The organism is Paenibacillus sp. IHB B 3415, from assembly GCF_000802655.2.
Classification (GTDB): Bacteria; Bacillota; Bacilli; order Paenibacillales; family Paenibacillaceae; genus Paenibacillus_AQ; species Paenibacillus_AQ phytohabitans.
Window position 1 is genome coordinate 96,165 of sequence record NZ_JUEI01000002.1, and the last position, 24,763, is coordinate 120,927.

Annotated in this window: 22 protein-coding genes; all 22 read left to right on the forward strand. The window is 54.5% G+C overall.

The annotated features are described in order from the left end of the window. The first annotated feature begins 105 nt into the window (after positions 1–105). Entirely contained in the window at positions 106–783 is a 678-nt protein-coding gene (locus QW71_RS00940) for an MBL fold metallo-hydrolase (protein WP_039291928.1), read from the forward strand. A 26-nt stretch (positions 784–809) separates the two neighbouring features. Beyond that, positions 810–4,394, forward strand: coding sequence for an ACP S-malonyltransferase (fabD, locus tag QW71_RS00945; protein WP_039291932.1), 3,585 nt, complete (start codon positions 810–812; stop codon positions 4,392–4,394). Continuing rightward, positions 4,391–4,630, forward strand: coding sequence for an acyl carrier protein (locus QW71_RS00950; protein ID WP_039291935.1), 240 nt, complete (start codon positions 4,391–4,393; stop codon positions 4,628–4,630). The genes fabD and QW71_RS00950 overlap by 4 nt, the downstream gene beginning before the upstream one ends. Continuing rightward, the gene (locus QW71_RS00955; RefSeq protein ID WP_047013539.1) at positions 4,617–5,921 is read left to right on the forward strand and encodes a beta-ketoacyl synthase N-terminal-like domain-containing protein; all 1,305 of its coding nucleotides are present in this window, start codon (positions 4,617–4,619) and stop codon (positions 5,919–5,921) included. Before QW71_RS00950 ends, QW71_RS00955 begins: the two co-directional genes overlap by 14 nt. Next, positions 5,922–7,154, forward strand: a complete 1,233-nt coding sequence (locus QW71_RS00960; protein ID WP_039291938.1) for a hydroxymethylglutaryl-CoA synthase family protein — start codon at positions 5,922–5,924, stop codon at positions 7,152–7,154. It begins immediately after the preceding gene. Positions 7,155–7,166: 12 nt separating this feature from the next. Further along, entirely contained in the window at positions 7,167–7,949 is a 783-nt protein-coding gene (locus QW71_RS00965) for an enoyl-CoA hydratase-related protein (protein WP_039292320.1), read from the forward strand. A gap of 10 nt (positions 7,950–7,959) precedes the next feature. Beyond that, positions 7,960–8,733, forward strand: a complete 774-nt coding sequence (locus QW71_RS00970; protein ID WP_039291941.1) for a 4'-phosphopantetheinyl transferase superfamily protein — start codon at positions 7,960–7,962, stop codon at positions 8,731–8,733. A 33-nt stretch (positions 8,734–8,766) separates the two neighbouring features. Continuing rightward, positions 8,767–9,279 carry a flavodoxin domain-containing protein gene (locus QW71_RS00975; protein WP_039291944.1) on the forward strand — a complete coding sequence of 171 codons (513 nt, stop codon included), beginning with the start codon at positions 8,767–8,769 and terminating at the stop codon, positions 9,277–9,279. 31 nt (positions 9,280–9,310) lie between these two features. Then, positions 9,311–10,063, forward strand: a complete 753-nt coding sequence (locus tag QW71_RS00980) for an electron transfer flavoprotein subunit beta/FixA family protein (RefSeq protein WP_047013540.1) — start codon at positions 9,311–9,313, stop codon at positions 10,061–10,063. 139 nt (positions 10,064–10,202) lie between these two features. Beyond that, positions 10,203–11,225, forward strand: a complete 1,023-nt coding sequence (locus tag QW71_RS00985; RefSeq protein WP_039291947.1) for an electron transfer flavoprotein subunit alpha/FixB family protein — start codon at positions 10,203–10,205, stop codon at positions 11,223–11,225. A 4-nt stretch (positions 11,226–11,229) separates the two neighbouring features. Further along, positions 11,230–11,499 carry an acyl carrier protein gene (locus QW71_RS00990; protein ID WP_039291950.1) on the forward strand — a complete coding sequence of 90 codons (270 nt, stop codon included), beginning with the start codon at positions 11,230–11,232 and terminating at the stop codon, positions 11,497–11,499. 26 nt (positions 11,500–11,525) lie between these two features. After that, complete coding sequence (locus QW71_RS00995; protein WP_039291952.1) at positions 11,526–12,599, forward strand: 3-oxoacyl-ACP synthase III family protein; 1,074 nt, start codon at positions 11,526–11,528, stop codon at positions 12,597–12,599. Between the two features lie 16 nt (positions 12,600–12,615). Beyond that, the gene (locus QW71_RS01000) at positions 12,616–13,650 is read left to right on the forward strand and encodes a hypothetical protein (protein ID WP_039291955.1); all 1,035 of its coding nucleotides are present in this window, start codon (positions 12,616–12,618) and stop codon (positions 13,648–13,650) included. A gap of 22 nt (positions 13,651–13,672) precedes the next feature. Then, positions 13,673–15,319: a class I adenylate-forming enzyme family protein gene (locus QW71_RS01005; RefSeq protein ID WP_039291958.1), complete on the forward strand. Its 1,647-nt coding sequence runs from the start codon at positions 13,673–13,675 to the stop codon at positions 15,317–15,319. A gap of 56 nt (positions 15,320–15,375) precedes the next feature. After that, positions 15,376–16,530, forward strand: a complete 1,155-nt coding sequence (locus QW71_RS01010; RefSeq protein ID WP_052769820.1) for an acyl-CoA dehydrogenase family protein — start codon at positions 15,376–15,378, stop codon at positions 16,528–16,530. Continuing rightward, entirely contained in the window at positions 16,523–18,130 is a 1,608-nt protein-coding gene (locus QW71_RS01015; RefSeq protein WP_039291961.1) for an amino acid adenylation domain-containing protein, read from the forward strand. The genes QW71_RS01010 and QW71_RS01015 overlap by 8 nt, the downstream gene beginning before the upstream one ends. A 31-nt stretch (positions 18,131–18,161) precedes the next feature. After that, positions 18,162–18,425 (forward strand): acyl carrier protein, encoded by a 264-nt coding sequence (locus QW71_RS01020; RefSeq protein ID WP_039291964.1) that lies wholly within the window; start codon positions 18,162–18,164, stop codon positions 18,423–18,425. Positions 18,426–18,430: 5 nt separating this feature from the next. Next, the gene (locus QW71_RS37645; protein ID WP_052769821.1) at positions 18,431–21,361 is read left to right on the forward strand and encodes an amino acid adenylation domain-containing protein; all 2,931 of its coding nucleotides are present in this window, start codon (positions 18,431–18,433) and stop codon (positions 21,359–21,361) included. Beyond that, positions 21,358–22,728: a radical SAM protein gene (locus QW71_RS01030; protein WP_039291967.1), complete on the forward strand. Its 1,371-nt coding sequence runs from the start codon at positions 21,358–21,360 to the stop codon at positions 22,726–22,728. The genes QW71_RS37645 and QW71_RS01030 overlap by 4 nt, the downstream gene beginning before the upstream one ends. Then, positions 22,725–22,973 carry a phosphopantetheine-binding protein gene (locus tag QW71_RS01035; protein WP_039291970.1) on the forward strand — a complete coding sequence of 83 codons (249 nt, stop codon included), beginning with the start codon at positions 22,725–22,727 and terminating at the stop codon, positions 22,971–22,973. Before QW71_RS01030 ends, QW71_RS01035 begins: the two co-directional genes overlap by 4 nt. A gap of 45 nt (positions 22,974–23,018) precedes the next feature. Further along, positions 23,019–23,723, forward strand: a complete 705-nt coding sequence (locus QW71_RS01040; protein WP_039291973.1) for a response regulator transcription factor — start codon at positions 23,019–23,021, stop codon at positions 23,721–23,723. Beyond that, positions 23,720–24,751 (forward strand): HAMP domain-containing sensor histidine kinase, encoded by a 1,032-nt coding sequence (locus QW71_RS01045; protein ID WP_052769822.1) that lies wholly within the window; start codon positions 23,720–23,722, stop codon positions 24,749–24,751. Before QW71_RS01040 ends, QW71_RS01045 begins: the two co-directional genes overlap by 4 nt. The last annotated feature ends 12 nt before the right edge of the window (positions 24,752–24,763 follow it).

Below are 24,763 nucleotides of genomic sequence, written 5' to 3' on the forward strand. Positions count from 1 at the left end.
AGCATAAACATTCATTGACATTGAAGGAAATCGTAGAAGATAATTTAGTAGATTCATAAAGAAAATTGTGGAAATATGACAAACCAGATTTTCGAGGAGGCGGACATGGAAGCAACGTATGATCTGTTTACCATCAAAACGCAGTGTATGACTTTTTCTAACTACGCTTATCTCGGAATTGACAAGACCTCCCGTAAAGCTTTTGTTGTTGATCCGTCCTGGGATGTATCGCAGATGATCCAGATTTTGGAGAAGCAGGGAGCTTCCCTGGAGGCTGTACTGCTGACGCATTCTCATTTCGATCACACCAATATGGTCAAAAAACTGGAAATGCTCTATCATCCGTCGGTCTATATTTCCAGAACAGAGGCGGACTACTACAGATACCGCTGCACCCGGCTCAGAACCGTTGAAGACATGGACCGGATACGTATCGGGGACACCCAGATTACTTGTCTGGTGACTCCAGGGCATACGCAGGGAAGTGTCTGCTACTGGGGCGAAGACAACCTTTTCTCCGGGGATACGGTATTTATCGAAGGCTGCGGCTTATGCGACAGCGAGGGGGGCTCGGCAGAGGATATGTATTACAGCATCCACCGGCTGATCCGGCTGATTCCGGCACATGTGCGGGTTTTCCCGGGCCATTCCTTCGGCGATCCGCCGGGCAAAGAGATGAGCTATCTCTATAAAAGAAATCTGTATTTCCAAATCGATGACATCAATCATTTTGTGAAATACAGGAACAGAAAGAACAATGCCAGAGTTTTTGATTTCAAATAAGCTGCTCAAATTCAGGAGGTACCGTAATGCACAGCGAAATGGTGTTTATGTTCTCCGGGCAAGGCTCGCAATACAACAAAATGGGTCTTGAATTGTACGAGAATCAGCCTGTGTTTCGTCAATCCATGGAACAGCTGGACCGTATTTTTCATGATCTGACCGGCAAAAGCGTAATAGAAGAGCTATATCTCAACACCAAGCGCAAGGGTTCCAGATTCGAGGATATCCTGTATACCCATCCCGCGATCTTCATGGTTCAGTATGCACTGGCGGAGACATTGAAGGCTGAGGGAATGACTCCCCGCTATACGCTGGGGGTTAGCCTGGGGGAATATGTGGCGCTGGCGGTGGCTGGGGTGCTGACGGCTGAACAGGCGCTGGAGCTTATCGTGAAGCAAGTCGAGCTGCTCAAAAAGACCTGCAAAACCGGTGCGATGATTGCCATTCTGGACAATGAACAGCTGTATCACGGGAATGCGGAGCTGAACACCCGCTCGGAGCTGATTGCCGTGAACTTTGAGAAGCATTTTACAATCGCCTGCAAACGCGAGCATGTCAAAGAAATCCAGCAGTTTATCAAGGAACGTAACATCGCTAGTCTGAAGCTGCCTGTGAACTATGCCTTTCATTCCGCATCCATCGATGAACTGGAGGAGCCTTACCGTACATATTTGCAGAAGATTGACTACAAGACTCCAGCCCGGGGAGTCAGTCTGGTATCGGCTATGGCCGGGGGAAGCGTGCAGGCTGTGGGAGAGTCCTTTTTGTGGGATGTGCTAAGGAAGCCGATGAATTTCCGCGGTGCACTGGAGAGTCTGTCCTCCGGCGGGGAGCGGCTGTTTCTCGACCTGGGTCCGTCAGGTACACTGGAGAATTTCAGCAAATACATTCTGGAGCAGCAGCAGGTCCGGCAGGTACGGTCTGTGATTACGCCAATGGGCAGCGAGCTGAAGAAGCTGAATGAGATCGTGGCCGAGTATGGGCAAATGAACCTTAAGAAGGAGGCGTGGGAGCCGAAGATGAAGATGAAGTCATATTTATTCCCGGGGCAAGGCGCGCAGTTCATGGGTATGGGAGGCACGCTGTTCAAGGAGTTCCCCGAATACACCGCGATTGCCGACCGGGTGCTGGGCTACTCCATTGAAGAGCTGTGTCTGAAGAACAGCAGCAGGCTGCTGGATACTACCGCTTATACGCAGCCCGCGCTCTATGTCGTTAATGTCCTGTCCTACCTTAAGGAGCTGCGGGATTCCGGGGAGGCTCCCGATTTCGTAGCCGGACACAGCTTAGGCGAGTACAGTGCGCTGTATGCGGCAGGCGTGTTCGATTTCGAGACCGGACTTAAGATTGTGCAAAAGAGAGGCGCGCTGATGAACACGGCGACCGGCGGCGGTATGGCTGCCGTCATCGGGCTGACCGAGGAAGCCATTCACCGGATTCTCGCCGACCACCGCCTCGATAAGCTGGATGTGGCCAACCTGAATACGCCTACGCAGATTGCCCTTTCGGGGCTGATGGAGGATGTGCAGGCCGCCAAAGAGATTTTTGAACAGAATGGAGCTTCTGCTTATGTCGTGCTGAATGTCAGCGGCGCCTTCCACTCCCGGTATATGCGCAGCTCGGCGCTGCAATTTCAGGAGTTCCTCAGCCAGTTCGAGTTCGCTCCACCCTCTATTCCGGTTATCGCCAACTTGACGGCGCGGCCTTATTCCGTAGGCGATGCCGTACATTATATGACAGAGCAGATGGTCAGCAGCGTGAAATGGTCCGAATCGGTCCGTTACCTCATGGGCAGACACCCCGAAATGGAGCTGACCCAGATCGGCCCGGGTCACGTCATCGCAGGCTTGGTCAGCAAAATCAAACGGGAAGCGGAGCCGCTGATCGTGGATGATGCCGCCGAGGCCCGGCTGTTATTTGCCGAATCGGCATCAACTGCCGAAGCAGAGACAGCACCGGAAGCGGCTGAGCCCGTTGCAGCAGTTGAAGCTCTGAACACAGCAGAGCCAGTTGTAGTTGAAGCTCCGGACACAGCAGAGCCAGTTGTAGTTGAAGCTCCGGACACGGCTGAAGCCGGGAAACAGGAGGAAGCTTCGGAGACAGTAATTGCTGCAAATGAAGTAGAGGAGTTAATTGCAGGAAATGCGATACATGCGGCTGAGGTCCAGGAGGTCTCTAAGGAAATTGAACCGTTCGCAGCTGCGGAAGCTCCGGCCGCAGATTTCACTGTGGAGCCGGAGCCTGTCCAGTCGCAAGAAGCGGCGCGGGTACAGACTGCCTTCACCGGAACCAGGCTCGGAAGCGCGGCTTTCAAGCAGCGCTACGGACTGGATTATGCGTATTTGCTGGGAGGGATGAATGACGGAATCTCCTCCTCAGAACTGGTTGTACAGGCCGGAAAGACAGGCTGTCTCGCTTTTCTGGGCGCAGGCGGGATGAAGCCGGCAGAGCTTGCAGATGCCATCCGCCATATCCGCCGGGAGCTGGGGAACAGCAAATCTATTGGGGTTGCCGTAACCTATCATCCGATCTATCCGAACCGGGAAGAGGAGCTGATAGAGCTTCTGTTAAGAGAGAAGATTCAATTGATTGAAGCCTCCTCGTACCTAACCTTGACACCGGCGCTTGTAAAGTACCGTTTGCTGGGACTTACGAGAGCGGAGGATGGATCTGTGCACCGTGCCAACCGGATCATTGCCAAGGTATCCCGGCCGGATATCGCCACACTGTTCATGCTGCCGGCTCCGGCCCGTATCGTGGACAAGCTGCTGGCTGACCGGCAGATTACGGCAGAGCAGGCAGAGCTGGCCCGGCTTGTTCCGGTGGCGGATGATCTTTGCGCAGCAGGAGATTCGGCAGGTCCGACCGATCAGGCTAATCTCATCAGCCTGTTGCCGACGCTATTGCGTCTGAAGAAAGAATTGTCCCGTACCTTCGCTCCGGTGCAGGAGATGCACATCGGTGCCGCCGGAGGGATTGGAACCCCGGAAGCTGCAGCAGGCGTATTCCTGATGGGCGCGGACTTTATTTTGACCGGATCGATTAATCAATGCACGGTCGAGAGCGGCGCAAGCCCGGAGGTGAAGGAGCTTCTGGAGCAGGTGAATGTCTACGACATGGCCTATGTTCCTTCCCTGGAGCTGTTCGAGCTGGGCGGCAAGGCCCAGGTGCTCAAGAAGGGGCTGTTCTTCTCGGCAAGAGCCAACAAATTGTATGAGCTGTACCGCAATACCGGCTCCATCGCGCAGCTGGACAGCAAGACGAAGTCTCAGCTCGAAGACAAATATTTCGGCCAGCCGATGACGGACGTTCTGGAGATATGCAAGCGCGGAATGTCTGCAGAGGAGAGGGCTGCTGTCCAGGGAGATTCGAAGCAGCAGCTGGCGGCCGTCTTCAAATGGTATATCGCCAAAGGCAAAGCCTCCGCCATCGCCGGCGAATCCGGCAATAAGGTCAATTACAGCATTATGTGCGGCCCGGCCATGGGAGCCTTCAACCAGTGGGTGAAGGGGACACCGCTGGAAGCCTGGAGACACCGCCGGGCTGGCGAGATTGCCGTCAAGATGATGAACGGGGCTGCCCAGATCATAAAAGGAGAGGTTCTTGTATGAACAAAGACCAGGTACTGGAGATTATGAAGAGTAAAATGATCGATATCCTGCCGGATTTGACAGCCGAGCAGATTCACAGGGAAGCAAGCATGAAGGACCTCGGCGCGAACTCCATTGACCGCTTTGATATTATTTCCGATACCATGGATGAGCTGAACATTAAAATCCCGCTGCTGCAGTTCGGGAGCCTGAAGAATATCGGGGAGGTCGTAGATTTCCTGCATGAAAATCTATAACGGTGCAACAGGCTGGCGGTTTGAGGATTTCCGCCCGGTGACCGTCACCGGGATGGGGGTCCTCAGCGCGGCGGCAAGCGGCGTAGAAGCCTTCGGGCGATCCCTGAAAGACGGCCGCAGCGGAATTGGCTATCTTCAGGGGTTAACCTATCCGGACGGACAGCCGCTGATCGGCGCTGAGCTGCGCGAGGAGGGGCTGCAGGAATCCTTCCGCCGCTATGAAGGGGATTTATCGCGGAATGCCGGACGGTTGTTCAGAATCTCCGGCAAATCGGTTAAGGCCTCCGCACTGGCCGGAGCCGAGGCATGGCAGCAGGCGAAGCTGAATGTAAGCAGGCCGGAGGCAGAGCGGATCGGCCTGATCATTGCCGGAAGCAATATTTCCCCGGCGGTCAGCTATGCAGCAATGGTGGAATACGGACATCAGCTGGAGCTGCTGCATCCCAGATATGCGCTGAATTACATGGATACCCATCAGCTTGGGGTACTTAGTGAAATGTTCGGCATTCAGGGAGAGGGGGCGACGGTTGGCGGCGCCTCAGCCAGCGGCAATGCGGCGGTGCTGAGGGCAGCGCAATTAATCCAGCTCGGGATTGTCGATGTCTGTATGGTTATCGGACCTTTGGCCGATCTGTCCCCGCTGGAGCTGCAGGGCTTCCTCAATATTGGGGCGTACGGAGGCCGCAGCTTCCATGATGCACCCGCCGCGGCGTGCCGGCCGTTCGACAGCAGGCATGAAGGCTTCATCTTCGGACAGGCTTCCGCCTGCCTGATCCTGGAGGGGGCGGACAGTGCCCAAGCCCGGCAAGTGGAGGTACTGGCGACTATAGCCGGCGGGGCGGCTGCTCTGGACGGACACAGCCTGTCTGACCCGAGTGAAGATGGACAGGTGCGGACGATGGAGCAGGCGCTCCGCACCGCCGGAATCGCCCCCTCTGTCATTGATTACATCAATGCGCATGGCACTTCTACACCGCTGGGGGATGTGACGGAGCTGAAATCAATCTCACGGGTGTTTGGCGGCCAGCTAAGTCACATCCGGTTGAATTCGACCAAAGCGCTGACCGGACATTGCCTGTATGCGGCCGGAGTGGTGGAAGCCGTGGCGACGATCCTTCAGCTGCAGGGGAATTTCCTTCATCCGCTGCCCTCTCTGGAGGACCCGATCAGCCGGGAGCATTATTTCGCTTCCAGCCTGGCGGAACCGGCGGGATTTACTTATGGGCTTAGCAATTCCTACGGCTTCGGAGGAATCAATACCAGCATTATCATCAGAAAAGGAGCAAGCTGAATGCGAGTAGGAATTGAGAGTATCAACTTTTACGGGGGACCGGCGGTGATCTCCGCCCGCAGTATCTTTGAAGGCAGAGGCCTTGACCTCAGCCGGTTCGATAATCTGATGATGGACCGGAAATCGGTGGGTGTAGCCTGCGAAGATGCTGTAACAGGCGGAGTCAATGCGGCGAAGCCGATCATCGATGCCTTAAGCGAGGAGGACAAGAACCGGATCGAGCTGGTGATTACAGCCAGCGAGTCCGGTGTGGATTTTGGCAAATCGCTCAGTACCTATATCCATGACTATCTGGGGCTGAGCCGCCATTGCCGGTTGTTCGAGCTGAAGCAGGCCTGTTACGGCGGAACGGCCGGGCTGCACATGGCTGCCTGCTTCATCGCCTCGGGTGCTTCCCCCGGAGCTAAGGCGCTGGTCATCGCCACGGATGTAGCGAGAGCAGCAGCCAAGAGCACCTACGGTGAGCCGACTCAGGCTGTTGGAGCCGTAGCCATGCTCATCAGTGCCAATCCGGAGATTCTGGAGCTGGACTTCGGCGCAACCGGACATTACAGCTATGAGGTGATGGATACCTGCCGGCCGCTGCCGGAGATCGAGACCGGGAACCCGGATTTGTCACTTCTGTCTTATCTGGACTGCCTGGAGAATGCCTATAAGAATTATAAGGAGAAGGTGGACGGCGTCCATTTTCAGGAGACCTTTGATTTCCTGGCCTTCCATACGCCCTTCGGCGGCATGGTCAAGGGCGCGCACCGCAAGCTGATCCATGAGGAGCTGAAACTGAGAGGCGCAGTAGTCCAGCAGGACTTTGACAAAAGAGTCGCCCCGTCCCTGACCTACGGCATGCAGGTGGGCAATGTCTATTCCGCAGCTTTATACCTTAGTTTATGCAGTTTGATTGATCAGGCAGACATTGCGGATTACCGCAGAGTCGGGTTATTCTCCTACGGCTCAGGCTGCTCTTCGGAATTTTACAGCGGGGTGATTACGCCGGAATCCGTAAGGAAGCTAAGTACGATGAATATTCAGGCGGGGCTGGACAGCCGTTATGAGCTCAGCTTTGAGGAATATGACGACATCCTGGACCAGAACGTGGAATGGCTGTTCGGAATCCGGGACAAGAAGGTGGATTTCTCCGGATTCAGCCGCATCTATGATCACTTTTTCAAGGGCAAAGGTTATCTGGTTCTGACCGAAGTCGATGACTTTCACCGCAAATATGCGTGGAGCTGACAAGTGACTGCTATGGAGTATCATTCTATTGCCGTAAGTCACCTGGAAGAAGGGCTCTACAGCATCCGGCTGAACCGTCCGGAGCACAAGAACAGTATCACTGCCACCCTGGTATCAGAGCTGCAGCATGCCTTAGGGATGCTGGAGGAGCTGGGCGCCTGCCGGGTGATTGTCCTTGAAGGTACGGGCGGGTATTTCTGTACCGGGATGAATTTTCAGGCGTTTACGGACGGGGAGGACGGCGCACCCGGTGATTCTGCCGCCCCGCCATCCGTAGACTTTTTGCAGACGATGAAAAGGATCGGCGAACTGTCCAAAATGGTGATCGCCAAGGTAGACGGGCAGGTGCTTGCCGGTGGAGTGGGGCTGATGGCTGCCTGTGATTATGTGGTCGCTTCGCCGCGTTCCACCTTTGCCCTGCCTGAAGCGATCTGGGGCCTCGTGCCCGCTCTCGTCAGTCCTTATCTAATCCGGCGGACCGGCTATTGGCAGGCATACAAGATGACCTTGACCACGCTGCCCTTGTCCTCGGAAGAAGCGCTAGGGTGCAGACTCGCCGATGAAGTGAATGCTGACCCGGATGCCAGCATTCTGCGGCTATACCGGAGAATCAGCCGGATCACGCCGCAGACAGTTAAGGAGATCAAAGGCTATTTCCGGCAAATGTGGATTATCAACGAAACGATGGAGCATGCCGCCGTAGCCGAGATTGACAAGCTGACCGCTTCCGCAGAAGTCAGAGAGAACATTCAGAATTATGTGCGTTACAAAAGATTTCCCTGGGAAAGAGAATAGGGGCACAGAGATGCTATATACAACCTTCGCAAGGCAATACGAACAGTTCCTCTCCCAGACGGTAAGAAGGCTCAGCTTTGAGCTGGAAGGCCCGGAGGATCGTTATGGGCTGAAGCTGAGTGTGGTCTCCCTGCCGCCCGAGGACGGGCCTCTGGATTATCTGAGCGCGGCGGAGAAGGAGCAATACTTCGGGTTCAAATATCCCAGACGCCGCAACAGCTACCTGCTCGGCAAGCTGGCCGCCAAGATGGCTGTGGCTGAGGAGCAGGATGATCTGTCCGAAATTAGGATCAATCACGGGATTATGTGCCAGCCGCTGGTGGCTGGAAGCGACCGGAAGATTACGATTACCCATTGCGACACCCTGGGAGCGGCGGTTGATTATGACCCGCGCCTCCTGCTGGGCGTTGACATGGAGCTTGTGGATGAGAAGGCGATGGACGCGTTAAGAAGGATTACCTCCAAGGAGGAAGAGGGCCTGATGAAGGACCTAGGACCTGAGCTTGCGCCGACGCACTTCCTGACCCTGCTCTGGACGGCCAAGGAAGCGATGTCCAAAGTGCTTCAGACTGGCTTCACCGTTCCCACCGACCTGTTCGAAATCAAAGCTTGCGCCCGCAGCGGACAGGGAGTGATTAGCCAGTTCAAGAATTTCCCGCAATTCAAGGCCATATCCGTTCTGCGCCGTGAATATGTTTTTACCATTGTGCTTCCGGCCAAGGCCATGACTGACGGCTCGGAAGCCCGGTTATTGCAATGTCTGCAAGAGATGCTGCCATTATAACGTAAGAGTATCAACCATTTCAGGAGGTGCTTTATGAAAAGTCTCGTCCTTTACACAAGCGTCTACGGAAGTACGAAGCAGTATGCGGAATGGATCGCGGAGGAGCTTGGAGCCGATCTCGCGGACATCGACACGTTTGACATTAAGCAGGCAGGCCAGTACGACACCGTAATTATAGGTACCTATGTCCGGGTACAGAAGCTGGTCATCGCCGATTATCTCAAGAAGGTCTGGGACCAGCTGCAGCATAAGAAGGTCATCCTCTTTTCCGTCTCCAAAACGCCTGTGCAAAGCGAAGCCTCCGTCAAAAACTACAACAAAAGCATTCCCGAAAAAATCCGTGCCGGGCTGAAATATTTCCCGCTGGAAGGCCGGTTTAATTTTGAACAGCTGGCCGACAAGGATAAAACCATGATGAAGGTCGGACAGAAAATGACCCGGCTGTTCATGGGCAAGGAAATGGCAGAAGAAATGGTCAGAAACTGCGACGATGTGCGCAAAGAAAACATTTCGCCGATTCTTCAGGAGCTGCGCCAAACCTCATGAGCAGACCCTTGTCCAGGAAGGAGTGAGCGGATTGCAAATAGCTGTATGTGTCAAGCAGGTACCCTCCGCTCACATGGGGCCTGTTATGAACCCGGCGGATGTCTTTGCCCTGGAAGAGGCGCTGCGGATCAGGGAGCGCCAGGGCGGGAGCGTAACCGCCGTAAGCATGGGAGCAGAATCCGCAGCGCAAATCTTGCGGAGCTGCATCTCACTGGGTGCGGATGCAGGCGTGCTGCTGACCGACAAGCTGTTCGCGGGTGGGGACACACTCGCAACGGCCACTGTGCTCTCCCGTGGGCTTGAGCTAACAGGCAAGCCGGATCTGATTCTCTGCGGCACCCATTCGACTGACGGGGAGACCGCACAGGTCGGTCCCGCCTTGGCGGAGAAGCTGGGCACTGCGCACACCACGCATGTGCTGGAGATCCTCGCCTTGGAAGAGCGGCACATCACCTGCAGGCGGATGACTGAGACCGGTTTTGAAATTGTGCAGCTGATGCTCCCGGCCCTGATTACGGTGCATAAAGGCATCAATCAGCCGCGGATGGCGACCATTAATGGAATTCTGAAGGCTAACCGCTGTGAAATCACCAGGCTGTCCGCTCAGGACCTGAGCCTGGACAAGCAAGCCTGTGGGCTTGCGGGATCGCCTACCCGGGTGCAGGCAACCCGGAATGCTGCAGACCGGCAGGTACCCTTCACTGTAAGCGGCAAGAGCCTGCGGGAGCAAATTGAGGAGATCGCGCAGCTTTTGACAGATAAGAATATGTCACCGGGTATATGATGCTTTTTCTAAAATATAAGAATTTATATGTTTCACATGATAACTTATCCTTCTATTTCTCGCTGAAACAGTACCGTCCTTACAAAAGGACGGCAAAGCCGTTTCCACTTGTTATTTTCATTCAGATAAGGAGGCTTCCATGCCGGATCAGAGCCTACGGGCCAGAGAATATGAAGGTCTCATGATTGCCGGTGAATACGCGGAAGGACAGCTTAGCCCGGCTGTATATGAGCTGCTGGGCTCAGCCCGTGAGCTGAACCGGAAACTGCAGACGGACATTGCCGTCGTGCTTATCGGAAGCGGTACTTCAGCCTATGCGGCCTCCTGCATCAGCCATGGCGCGGACACCGTCTATGTGCTCGAGCAGCCCGGCCTCAGTCCGCTGAGCGAAGAGGTTCATACGGAGCTGCTGCATCAGCTGGTATTGGAGGCTAAACCGGAAATCCTGCTGCTTCCCTCCACTATACATAGCAAATCCATCGCCGCAAGATTAGCTGCAAGGCTTAACACCGGCTTAACTGCGGATTGCACAGAGCTTGACATTGATCTGCCTAGCCGGGTGCTGCTGCAGATCCGGCCAGCACGTGAAGGGGCGTTAATGGCGACCATCTGCTGCCCGGAAGCCAGACCGCAAATGGCGACAGTCCGGCCCGGGGCCATGTCACCTTGCGAACCCGATCCGTACCGGACCGGACGGATTGTACATCCGCAGCTCCAGCTTCCATCTGTGCTCCGCACCTCTATCCTTGAGGTGATCAAGAGCAGAGAGGCGCCCGGCTCCGCCGCTTCCGGTATTATCGTCGCCGCAGGACGGGGCGTGTGCAGCAAGGAAGGAATGGAGCTGGTCAGAGAGCTTGCCGCATGTCTGGGTGCAGAGCTGGGTGCAACAAGACCCGTGATTGACCAGGGCTGGCTGGATTATTCCCGGCAGATTGGCTTAACAGGCCGGAATGTGAGCGGCAGAATCTATATCGCCGTTGGCATCTCGGGAGCGGTTCAGCATACTGTAGGCATCCGCAGAATGGACACCGTGATTGCTATCAACAGGGACAAGACAGCCCCTATTCTGGGACTGGCTGCGCATGGCATTGTTGCCGATCTGTTCGAGGCGGTACCGCTCCTGATTGACCAGGTTAGACAAAACATAACAGTAGGCAGGTGAGCATATGGAAGAACGGATAAGCTTTGCGCAGTTCCAGGGAATCTTTGCCGAATATTTGGGGATTGAGGCTTCAAGACTGACCCCGGAGGTCAATCTGCTGCTGGAGCTGGGGGTTGATTCCTTATCTTTGGTCAATGTGATGCTTAGGCTCGAAAGAGAGTACCAGGTCATGTTCAATCCCGAAGACCGGGTAATGACCCGGACACTGGGCGAAGCCTATGAGCTGTTTGACAACTATAGAAGTTTGGTCCGGGACGCGCAGATCGGTAGTTAATCATCTTGATGCAGAGGAGCATGACCATGTTGAATCTGTCTATACGTGCCCTATCCTATTACATCCCCAAGGGGCGGATGACCAACGGGGAGATTGTAGATTTGTTTGCGGAGAAGTACTTTCACCATCTGCCGAAGGATGATCTAGAGCAGCTTGTGTACGGCAGCAAGCGCAAGCTCGATTTCCTGGAAATTACGACCCGTTCCTGCTCAGCGGACTACCGGGAGGAGAGCTCTGTGCAGATGGCCGTTAAGGTCTCGCAGGAAGCGATCCGCAAAGCGGGAATTTCCGCAAGCGACATTGATCTGCTGCTGTTCGTGGGTGTGTGCAATCCCTTCCGTGAGCCGTCGTATTCGATTATTCTGGCGCATGAGCTGGGAATGACCCGGGGCAATTATTATGACATCAACGACACCTGCAACGGGTTCCTAAAAGCAATGGAGCTGTCCAGCCTCTACATTCAATCGGGCAAATACCGCAATATCCTCGTTGTAACCAGTGAGAATCCGCTGGAGCTGCTGGAGGCTTCCAACTATGCGGGCAAGGTCGGCAGTCTTGAAGAAGCGGATTACAAAATGAATCTGCTGTTCGCCGGAGCCGGAGCCGCTGCGATGCTGCTGAGTGCCGACAAAGGCGAGAAGTCCATTAAGTACTACGGGGAGCAGCGGAACCATGCGGATTGGGAGCTGTCGCTCTATGTATCGCCCAAAATCCATATGCCCGCACCAAGGTTCGAGGGAATGGATTTCATGAGCTGGGCGGACGGGCGCGGGATTGCTGCCAATGTCATCCGCGACATGCCCGGCTTTGTCTATGAATTCCTGGAGGAGCATGAGCTGCGCAAAGACAACATTGATTACATCTTCTCCCATCAGCTGGGCCGCAATATCACCAACTCGCTCCTGAACAAGCTGGAGGTCAGGACGGAGAAAGTCTTCCCCGTTAATACCTTCCCCGAGAACGGCAACATGGGGAGCGCCAATATTCCCGCCGGTCTGGCGATCGCCGAGGAGCAGGGGCTGCTGCGTAAGGGAGACTCGATCCTGCTGCTGGGCAGTGCCTGCGGCTTAACCTATGCGGCGGCATACCTCATATGGTAAGGGAGGAAGGCAGACTATGACGGCCACGAATTTTCCCGTTCCTAAGCTGATCGTAAGAGAACCGCTCGACAAAGCAATCATCCGCAAAAAGGTCGCCTACGGCAACTATTCCTGCACGGACAAGCTCGTGCCCATGATCAGGGCGCGTGGCACCAATCTGCAGACGGATGATGAAGGGAATCTGCATATTATCGGCTGGCAGCGGGATATCACCCGCATGCGCAAGCAGGATGTCTCCCTGTCCTTCATGGTTCATCTCACCGTCAGCCCGGACGGACTGATTCTGGAAGCGGCGGTGGATGATCTTTTTAACGGAGGCAAGGGTGTGCTCTGTTCCAGGGATTACTTGGAGCAGAAGCTGAAGGAGGAGCTGGAGGGTCAGTGGTTTGACAAAAAACTCGCAGCCCGGCTCCGCTTTGACCGGTTTAAATGTTTTCATATTTTTGAGATTATGAGCGGGATTTACAGCTCCTATTTCATGCACAAGCAGCATGGGGACACTGGACCCGGCGCTTTATTTTATGAGGAAGATATCGTAGACATTTACGCCGCTGAAGGCAATCTGTATTTGACCGGGCTCCAGGCGTTCAGCGGTAAGGAGGACATCAAGTATACGGTCGTCCTGTACGATGTGTTCAATCATATTACCTTCGATCAGGAAGGTTATATGAAGCTGAAATCTCCGATTCTGGCGGAGTTCTACCTGGACGGGGAGCTGGTCCATACAGACGAAATCTACCAGAAGGACAAGGATTATATCTTCATCCGTATGCAGAAGTTTCTGTTCGTATGCGTGGAGAAGCTGAAGGCGGTGCTGTTTCCGGATTTTGCGGACAAAATGATGAACACCAATCTGGCTCCCGGCGCGTTCATCGGGATCATCATGCAGGCCATCGGCATCCGTTCGTTCTCGAACAACTTCAATTATATCCAGTATATTATGACGGCCATGCAGCGCCCCCGCAGGCTGCCGGGCTGTATCGGCGCCATTCTGAATGAGGAAGAGGCAGCACAGCATTTCGAAGGCTTTGATTTATCCTATTTGGGCTAACAAAGGAGACTAGGGTACACCGATGATCCAATATGAACGTTTGACCATTGACTGCGTGCTGGACACATTACAAAGGGATTTCCCGGACAAGCCTGCGGTGGTGTTCGAGCAGGAGACTGTCACCTTCGCGCAGCTGTATGACTATTCCCTCACCATTGCCGGCAATTTGCTGGACCTCGGGATCAAGAAGAACGACAAGGTGGCCGTGCTGCTGCCCAACAGTCTTGAATATCTGTACGTCTACTTCGCCCTGTTCAAAATCGGCGCGTGGATTGTTCCTGTCAGCACACGGTATGAACCGGATGAAATCCGGCGGATTCTGGACAATTCCGATGCGGAGACGATCATTTACCAGGACCGGCTGGGCATTTTTAACTATGAGGAAATTCTCTTGACCGGGCTTCGGCCCGAACTGCCGGCGATCCGCAATTATATCGTGCTTGGCGATGAGCCTGCACCGGGCAGCATGTCTTTTGCCGGGCTGCTGAAGCCGCTCACAGTCCCTTTTCAGGACAGACAGCTTGAGCCTATTGATCCTGAGGATATTGCGATTCTCGGCTACACCTCCGGAACCACCGGCCACCCCAAGGGCGTGATGATCACGCACCGCAATCTGGTGGCCACCTCCTACTATGGCGGACAGCTGCTGGATATACACGATGATATCGGCTTCTCGATTGCTCCTCTCTATGCTGCGCAGGGCTTCAATGCCGTGCTCGTCTACTTTGTCTCCTGTATCACGATGAAATGGATCTCCAACTTCAATCCGAATGATATTCTGACCCATGTCGCCAAAAACGGGATCAACCTCTTTCACACCCAGCCGACGATGTGGAGCCTGATCCTGGCCATGCCTTACTGCAAGCCCGGGCTGTTCAGGGAGCTGCGCAAGGTCGTGGTCTCCGGTTCGCTCTGTACCCCGTATTTAGCCCGCTCCATCGAGGAAACGACCCGCTGCACGCTAATCAATGCCTACGGCATTATTGAGGCTACGGGACTGGTCACAATGACCCGGCTGGATGATCCGCCGGAGGTCCGGCTGAACACAGTCGGCAGGCCGATTGAAGGCTTCGAGGTCAAGATTGTAGACCGGGACCGCAAGGAGCTGCCGAAGGGCGAGATCGGGGAGCTGGCAATCAGGGGTTATCTGATGAAGGGCTATTACAACAACGAAGCCAAGACGCGTGAGGTAATTGACGAGGAAGGCTGGCTGTACACCGGCGATTTGGCCTGCTATTACAAGGACGGCGTCAATATTTGCATTGCCGGCCGCATCAAGGATATGGTCATCCGCGGCGGCTTCAATGTCTACCCGGTAGATATTGAAGAATGTGTGCTGAACATGGACAAGGTTGAGGATGTATCGGTTGTCGGGGAGCCGGACGAGATTCTGGGTGAGGCCCTGGCTGCTTTCGTGGTCCCAAGGCCCGGAGTTCTGCTTACTGAAGGTGAGGTCAAAGCCTATTGCCGCGGCAAAATCGCCAACTATAAGGTCCCGGACCGGGTGCATCTCGTCTCCCAGCTGCCGGTGCTGGAATCCGGAAAGGTGCAGAAGAATATCCTCCGAAGATGGGCCGTAGAGGGAATTCCGGCGGAAAGCCAGTTTCTGCTTAATGACACGATCGTCAGAGGCATGGCCGGGGAGCTACAAGATAACCCCGCAAAGTGAGGCTTTGGCTTCAAATTCTTATATTTTAATAAATCACAGGTCGAGGGGCGCTTATTGTGGATTTCAGCTATACCGTGGAGCAGCGGCAGATCTGCGGCTTAATGGAGGAATGTTGTGAGCGGTATTTGAATGACGGGGTGTATGCGGATGACGAGAGCGGCACCTTCCGCAGGGATAAATGGTCCAGATTAGCCGGTACCGGCTTGCTCGGACTTCCCTTTCCGGCAGCGTATGGAGGAGCGGAGCAGGGAATGCTGACCACGGCGCTGGCGATCCGTTCGCTGGCGCGCTGCTGCCAGGATGAAGGCCTGGTCTTCTCGGTATGCGCTCAAATGTCAGCGGCCCAAGTGCCGCTATGGGTATACGGCAGGGAGGAGCAGCAGGCCGGGTATCTGGCACCGCTCATTGATGGAAGATTCATCGGCAGCAGCGTAATTACGGAACCTGGGGCCGGCTCTGATTCTTCCGCCATGACCACCTCTGTCGAGAAGGAACCGGAAGGTTATATCCTGAACGGCATCAAAACCTTTGCAACACTCGCCCCGGAGTCCGACATCCTGCTGGTGTATGGCAAGCATGCGAATGGACTGCCCATGCTGGATGTGTCGGCCTTTATTCTGGAAGCGCGACAGCAGGAATACGAGATTGGCCAAGTCTTCGAGAAGATGGGCCTGCGGACCAGCCCGATGAGTGAGGTTCTCCTGAACCACACCCGCATTCCGGCGCACAGGCTGCTGGGACGGGAACGGCAGGGGATGGGTATTTTTTTCAAGGCGATGCTGTGGGAGCGGATAATAGTCAGTGCTTATCATGTCGGAGCCATGGAACAGCAGTATGAACAGACCTATCAGTATGCGGGCCAGAGGAAGCAATTCGGGCAGGCCATCCGCTCCTTCGAGGGTGTCTATGACAAGCTGGTCCAGATGAGAATCCGGATGGAAACAAGCAGGCTGATGCTGTATAAGGTGTGCGAGGACTTTGACCAGGGCCGCTGCGGGATGCACAGTGCCTCCATGCTGAAGCTGCATACCTCCGAATCCAAGGTGCAGAACAGCCTTGCGGCGGTACAAATCTGGGGAGCTTACGGCTATGTGAAGGAGAGCCCGCCGGAGAAACAGATGCGGGATTCCCTTGCTTCCAAGCTGTACTCGGGAACGAGCGAGATGCAGAAGAAAATCATGCTGGAAGGTCTGGGGGAAGGGTATGAGTGATTTCCTGCTGCAGCATTACCTGCTCCGCACTGTTGAGCGCTGCCCGGACCAGACTGCGCTGTGCTTTGAGGGCAGGGAGCTAAGCTATGGTGAGCTGCACCGGCGCAGTATTCAAATCTCAGATGCACTGATCGATACCGGCATGGAGCCGGGGGAGACCGCTGCAATCTGTCTGGACAAGTCCCCGCAGGCGGTATGCGCCATGTTCGGCGTGCTGTTCACCGCAGGGGCATACATCCCGCTGGACACGAGCTACTCTCCTGTTCACAGAATGTTGACCATTCTGGAGCAGAGCGGGACGCGGTTTCTGGTTACTGATGGCGCGAACCTGCTGAAGCTGCTACAAGGTGCGAATCCGGAGCAATGGGAGCGGCTGAGGTTACTTCATATACTGCTGGTGGAGGGGAGCGCCGAACTGGACGAACCAGATTTCGGCAAGATTGTTCAAGCCGCGCCGGAGCAGCCCCTGCGCCATTTGTACAAGAGCAGAAGACAGCCGATCAGCGAGGATCTGGCTTATATTCTGTACACTTCAGGCTCCACAGGAGTACCCAAAGGCGTGATGATTACCCACCTGAATGCCAGAACCTTCATTGACTGGTGCTGCGGTTACTTCAAACCGGAAGGACATGAACGCTTCGCGGCCATCGCACCTTTTCATTTTGATCTTTCGGTGTTTGATATTTTCGTGCCGGTTGCCGTAGGGGCAACGCTCGTCCTCCTGACGGCTGAGGTCATTCAGCATCCGGCGCGTTTTACCACGGCCATTGAACAGGAAAAAATTAGCTGGGTCTATTCCGTGCCTTCACTCTGGGCTGCCGTGGTCCAATACGGCCGGTTGCCAGCAGGCGGGCTGCCTTCGCTGAGGGGCGTGCTGTTTGCGGGAGAGGTTCTGCAGCCGAAGCTGCTGCACCAGGTGATGGAGTTGCTGCCAGAGGCGGATTTCTACAATCTGTACGGGCTGATTGAAACCAACGTCTGTACCTATTATCCGCTGAGTGAACAAGACGGTATACGCGACACTCCCGTACCGATCGGGTATCCCTGCGGAAATACCGGAGTTGTCGTGGTAACCGCTGACGGACGCATTGCCGGTGCCGGTGAAGAGGGTGAACTCTGTGTAAGAGGCTCAATAGTCATGAAGGGTTATTACCGCAACCCTCTGCTTACAGAGCAGAGCTTCCGCAGCATACCGCCGAATTGGGGTCTTGGAGACAAGCTCTACTGTACCGGAGACATGGCTATGGTTAATGAAGACGGAGCGCTCGTCCTGATTGGCCGCAAAGACGCCTTGATTAAGCGTTCCGGCTTTCGCATTGAGCTGCCGGAGATTGAACGCGTGCTGCATGACATGGAGAATATTCTGGATGCCGCTGTCGTGGATATCCAGGATGGTGAAGGCCATCCGCTGATCTGCGCTGCCGTGGTTGTGCATGAAGCTGGCAGCTTCACCGTCCTTGGGCTGAAGCAGGCTGTCGGCAAGCTGCTGCCCCGGTATATGATTCCCGATATGGTGCATGTTTTTGACAGCTTCCCTTCAGGGGGGAGCGGCAAGGTTGACCGGCAGCAATTGAAGCATGAATTCCGCAAGCGGCTCTGAAGGAAGATGAGGGGAGAGGAAGACTGTGCAGATGCAGGACAAGCTGTATGAGATTATCGCCAGCGTATGCTACTTCGACAAGGAGGAGCTGCATCCCGGCTTGTCGGTTGCCGATGATCTGGCCATTACCTCGGTGATGATTGTGGAGATTATCGCGATGGTGGAGAGCAGGCTTGACGTGAACCTGGAAGAGCATGTAGATGAGCTGCTCAGCTGTGAGACGCTGGGCGAGCTGACTGCGCTGACCGCTGAGCTGAGCAGGGAACATTCACTGGACAGCCTGCCCGGGAGGTGAGAGCTTTGGCCGACTCCCTTTCCAAGCCGTCCCTATCTGCTGCTGCCACGCTGCACGAAGGGTTCGAAGCCCGGGCAGCGCTGCAGCCGGAGCATCCGGCCATCGTTTTTGCCGGAGAGTCAATAAGCTACCAGCAGCTGAACCGGCGTGCCAATTGCCTGGCACATGAGCTGATTGCCCGGGGCGTTCGTCCGAATGATCATGTAGGCGTAAGTGTGAAGCGCAATATGAATCTGGTTATTGCCCTGCTTGCCGTGTTAAAAAGCGGCGCTGCCTACGTCCCTGTGGATCCGGGCTATCCGGCCAGCCGCAAAAACTACATTCTACAGCATTCCGAGGCCTCGGCCGCTATCTGTGAAGACGATGAACCGCTCGATGTGCCGGTTCAGATCCGCCTAGGTTCTGCCGAAGCGGGCGCAACCACTGCTTCCTATTCAGCAGACTATCCGGCAGACAACCCGGAACTCTCCATTGACGGCAGTGCTTTGGCCTATATCATGTACACCTCCGGCTCTACCGGCATGCCCAAAGGCGTAATGATCGAGCATCGTTCCGCCGTGAATTTGATCTCCTGGGTGAACCGGGAGCTGGATATAGGCAGCCATGACAGAGGATTGTTCGTAACCTCAGTGTGTTTTGATCTATCTGTGTACGATATATTCGGCCTGCTGGCCGCCGGAGGCACGATTGTTCTGTGTCCGGAGCCGCAGATTACTGATCCTGACAGCTTAACACGGCTGCTGCTGGAGCAGAGGATCACCTTCTGGAATTCCGTTCCTACCACACTGCATTATCTGGTCCGGCACTTGGCGGAGTATATCCCTGATTTCGCCCAATTGGAGTTGAGGCACATCTTCCTGAGCGGAGACTGGGTTCCCCTGGAGCTGGCGCGGAACTACTCGCGTTACTTCCCCCGGGCGAAGCTAACCGCTCTCGGCGGTGCTACAGAGGCTGCGGTCTGGTCCATCTATTATCCGGTTACGGAGGTCCGGGAGGACTGGACAAGCATTCCCTACGGGATACCGGTTGAACAGAATTATTGGTACATTCTTGACGATGACCTGCAGCCGGTTGCGGCGGGAGAGACAGGTGAGCTGTATATCGGCGGTATCGGGGTAGCGCGCGGCTACATCAAGGACCCGGTGAAGACGGCGCAAGCCTTCATGCCGGACCCCTTCCGCGAATCTGAGGCAGACCGGATGTACAAGACAGGTGACCTGGGCCGGATGCAGGAGGACGGAACTATCGAATTCCTCGGTCGACGCGATGATCAGGTCAAGATCCGCGGCTTCCGCATCGAGACGAAGGAAGTGGAGAAGCTGCTGCTGGAATATCCGGGCATCCGGGATGTTGCCGTTATGGCCAGGAGCCACAGTTCAGGGGATAAATTCCTCTGTGCCTATCTGACTGCCGCGCAAGCCGTCTCCGGCGCTGGACTTAAGCAGTACCTGGCTGCGCGCCTGCCTGCTTATATGCTCCCGTCCGTCTTCATCCGGCTGGAGCACTTCCCGCTGAATGCCAACGGCAAGGTGGACAAAAAGCAGCTGCCTGAGGTTTCTCTGCACAACATGCTTACGGATAGTGAATTCACACCCTGCACTACTCCGTTGCAGCAGTCCATTTGCCAGGCATGGGGGGCTGTCCTGGAGCTTGAACCCATCGGACTGGATCATGACTTCTTCGAAATTGGCGGAAGCTCGATTGAGGCGGTTACGCTGCAGAGTGAGCTTGCCCGCAGGGGCATTCCCCTTTCTTACGAAGAGCTGCTGAGCGCCTCTACCATTAGGGCACAGGCCGGGCTTGTGGAAGCGGGAGTTACTCCGCGGGTAAGTGCAGCCTGTATCCCGCCGGTTCAGGTTCACTGCGGGGAAGTCGCAGCTGCCTCCAGCCTCCCAGTAAGGATCATAACGGAGCCGAGCTTGCCCCGCCCGTTCACACAGCCACAGCCGTTTAACGATCTCTATTACAAAAGCTGCTTATATAACTCACTATTTCCTGTAGTGAATGTCTTTGGCCGGAATATCAACACGTTTCTGAGCAGCGATATGTTTGTATATACTCTGGAATCTGCACAGGCAGAGCCGTACCTCTCTGCTACCTGCATGGAATCCGCGCCCCCGGAAGCTATTCTGGAGCAGCTGCACCTTACGGCCCGGTATGAGTCCCCGCAGGGCGGGAACGGGCTGAAGGAGAGGCTTATCACTGGACTGGCCCGGCAAAGCCTGTTCATTCTCTGGGTGGACAGCTTCTATGAGCCGGCCCGTAGAGACGCTTATATGAAGAAACATCTTGCCCATACGCTGCTGGTCTACGGTTATAGTGAGGCGCAGGATCAGTTTATTGTGCTGGAGCACAGCCATAAGGATGCGCTGAACTACAGGGAACGTACCCTGGCAGCAGAGGATCTGCTGAACAGTTATCAGGGGTACCGCCAGCATCTATTGTCATCTGCGCAGACGTACACCTTGATGGAATTCCCGCGTGCCCAGCAGCCGTACACCTATGAACTGCTGCCAGATGTTAATAGACTTAATTGCCTGTACCGCACACAGCGGGACGCCTTTACGCAGAGCCTGCTGACGTTATCCGCCTTCAAAGATCACTATACTTCACAGCACTGGAGTTATACAGAGCAGCACGTCAACCACCAGATCGCTGGCCTGAACGCCATCATTGATTTCAAGCGGGCCGAAAAGTACCGGCTGGAGCGTCTTCTTACCGAACGGCAAGCGGCTGCAGCGAGGCTCGGAGAAATTACCGGTGCATGGATGGACATCCGCAGTGACCTGATCAGGTACAGCAAAGGCATTGCGCTGCCGGACACATGGAGAACGGTTCATGGCCGCTTACTGGAAGACATTGTACACAAGGAGCAGGAAGTCATGGAGATGATGTGCCGCCCGGCAAGCCGGGGCAAGGAGGGAGCTTGGCAATGAATCAGACCATTCAGAATCAGCTGCATTATTTATCGCAAAAGTACAACGAATATAACCTTCCCATGTATTTAAGCTATCCGGTGGACAGCCACTGGCGCCAGCCTGCGGATGAATCTGCTATAGCTCAGGAGCTTAAGGAAATCGAAGAAGCACAGGTTTACGTGCATGTTCCGTTCTGCAAGTCGATCTGCTATTACTGCTGCTGTGACCGGGTGCTGAGCGGCAAGGATGAAGACAAGGATCATTATATCGATGCGCTGGAGCAGGAGCTGGCACTCAAGCTCTCCGGCCGTACCCGGAAGCTGAAATCCGGTAATCTGCACTGGGGCGGCGGGACTCCCGCTTATTTAAATGAACGGCAGATCGGGCGGCTGTACGGAATTATTGCCCGGTACGTGGATTTTGAAGACAACGCCAGAATAAAGCTGGAGGCTTACCCGGACAAGCAGATTGTTACCGAAGGCAAGCTGCGGCTGCTGAAGACACTGGGGTTTAACTATATCAGCTTTGGCATTCAGGACTTTGATGCCCGGGTACTGAATGCGATTCACCGGGAATGCGATCTTGAGGATACGCGGGAGATTATCGGCCTTGCCCAGAGCATGGGCTTCACCGTCAATGTGGATTTATGCTATGGCCTGCCCTTTCAGGGACTCGGAGAATTCGAGCGTACCTTGCAGGAGATCGTGCGGATTGCCCCCGATAAAATCGTGGCTTTTCCCTATGCCCATTACCCGGCCATTTATCCGCTGCAGCGCAAAATCCCGCATCTCAGCCTGCCCAACAATTATATGGTGTCCCGCCTGTTCGAGCTGGCCCGCCAGTATTTATCCCGGGACTACACCGAGATGGGCAGTGATACCTTTATCCGCAACAACGGGCGGGAGAAGCATCCCGGAACGCATGTGGTTCGTGATTTCATGGGCTCCTCCGAAAGAAGCAGCCAGCATCTGCTGGGTCTGGGCAAGTCGGCGGTCAGTAAGATTGGCAGGCTCTATTATAAGAATGTCCCGGCAATGGATCGTTACTGCGCCGCGCTTGATCTGGGCAGATTTCCTATTGAGACCGGCAAGACCCATCTTTTGTCCGGGGAGGATGCCATACGTGAGGATATTATTCTGAAGCAGCTGCTGGGCGGTAACCCTATTGACAAGCTAATGCTCCAGGAGTGCTTTGGTATCGATTTCGACTCTTATTTTCAGGAGGAGCTTAGCGTGCTTAGGGGCATGGAGAAGGATGGCCTGCTGCTGGGTGTGGACTCTCCGCGAATTACAGTAACCCCTACCGGTACGTACTTTATCCGGGCCATTGCCCATGTTTTTGATCCCTACTACAAATCCACCAGGAATGGAGAAAATAGTATATGAAAATCACAGAACAAGTTACAATGATCGTAGCGGGTTTGACCCGTATTCCGGCAGGGGAGCTGCACCTGGACACCGATATTTTCGAGTCCAGATTGCTGACCTCCCTGGGTCTCCTGGATCTGGTTGCCAGATTGGAGCAGGAATTCAAGATTATTATTCTGCCCGAGGAACTGATTCATGAACACTTCGCGAGCATTGCCACAATTATCGGGTTTATCGATAACAAGCTGGCGGAGGCTTCATAACAGCGAGTGTCTCAGGACTGCCAGGGCTGCTAAGAGGTGAGCCAATTGTTCAAGATCATGATCGTCGAGGATGATATCAAAATCAGAACCCTGATGACCGATATCCTGCGCAAATACAGCTATGAAGTGGTGGAGGTTGCGGATTTTTTGCAGGTGGAGAAGATCTTCGAGCAGGAAGCGCCGCAGCTTGTGCTGCTTGACCTGAATTTGCCTTATTATGACGGGTTCTATTATTGCCGGGTATTCAGAAGGAAAACAACGGTGCCGATTATTGTGATCTCTGCAAGGGATGAGGAATCCAGCCAGGTGCTCAGCATGGAGCTGGGAGCGGATGATTATATCGTGAAGCCGCTGAATATTCAAGTGCTGCTGGCGAAGATTATGGCGATCATGCGCCGGAATTACGGGGAGTATGCGGGCAAGCCGGAGCCGGAGAAGGAGCCGTTGCCGATTCATCTGGATGACCGTAATTTCAGCATTTCCTGCAAGGGAGCCGTTGAAGAGCTCAGCAAGAATGAATACAAGCTGCTGAAGAAGCTGATGGAGAATAAGGATACCATTGTCACCAGGGAAGAACTGCTGGGAGAACTGTGGGATGATGTGCATTTCGTCGTGGATAATACGCTGACGGTCAATGTCACCCGGGTCAAAAGCAAGCTGGCCAGTCTCGGCTTTCAGGATGTGATCAAAGTCAAAAGAGGCGTGGGTTATATTTTTGATTCGGCTATGATCGGAGGGACCCGCCAGTGAGCATTAAGCTGTTTCGGGGTTTCATGCGTGATCATCTGGCGTTTACCCTTGTCTATTTTATAAGTCATATCCTGGTGAGCGTATACTGCAATTTCTTTATCAGCAGCAACATCCAGCTCATGTACCTGCTTAGCATCTATTTTTACGTATTTATTATATTTATGTGCTTCCGCTTGATCAAATACGTCTCTACCCACCGGGAAATACAGCGGTTATCCGAGAATATCGAGATTGAGGAGAAGGGCTATTCGTACGAGCAGCAAGCCGTCATTCAGCTCATTCACCGGATACACCATAGCTATCAGGACCAGATCTATGAGGTCAAAGCCCAGGCCGACAACACCCATAAGTTCATATCGCAGTGGATACATAATCTCAAAACGCCCTTGTCAGTCATCGACCTCATTCTGCAGAACTACAAAATGAACCCCACCGGCCATGCCCTGGCCCTGCAGCATATTGAGGAAGAGAAGGATAAAATCCTTAGCATGCTGAACCAGATGCTGAAGTTCTTCCGCCTGGAGCATTTCACCCGGGACTATAATCCGGAGCCTATCAACCTGCTGGAATCACTCAGAAGCCTGATTAACAGCAAGCGGAACCAATATATCTATAATAATGTCTACCCGGTGATCGAATGTGAGAACGAACGCATCATGGTCATGACGGACAGCAAATGGAATACCGCGATGCTGGATCAGATTATCTCCAATGCAATTAAATACTCTGACTCGGGCGAAGCGGCGAAATCCATCCACTTCCGCATTGAGCAGCGTGGCGACAAGGTGGTGTTGTCCATCCGGGATGAGGGGATTGGCATTGAGCCCGTCGATTTGCAGCGGGTCTTCCAGCCCTTTTTCACCGGAAAAAACGGACGTACCCATCACCAGGCGACAGGCATCGGCCTCTATGTCTGCTCAGAAATAGCCCGAAAGCTGGGCCACCGCCTCACGATTACCTCGGAAGTCAATCAAGGCACAGAGGTGCAGATTTCTTACCTTTCAAAAATGAAAGATAACGTAATGTAAATGGATGGATAT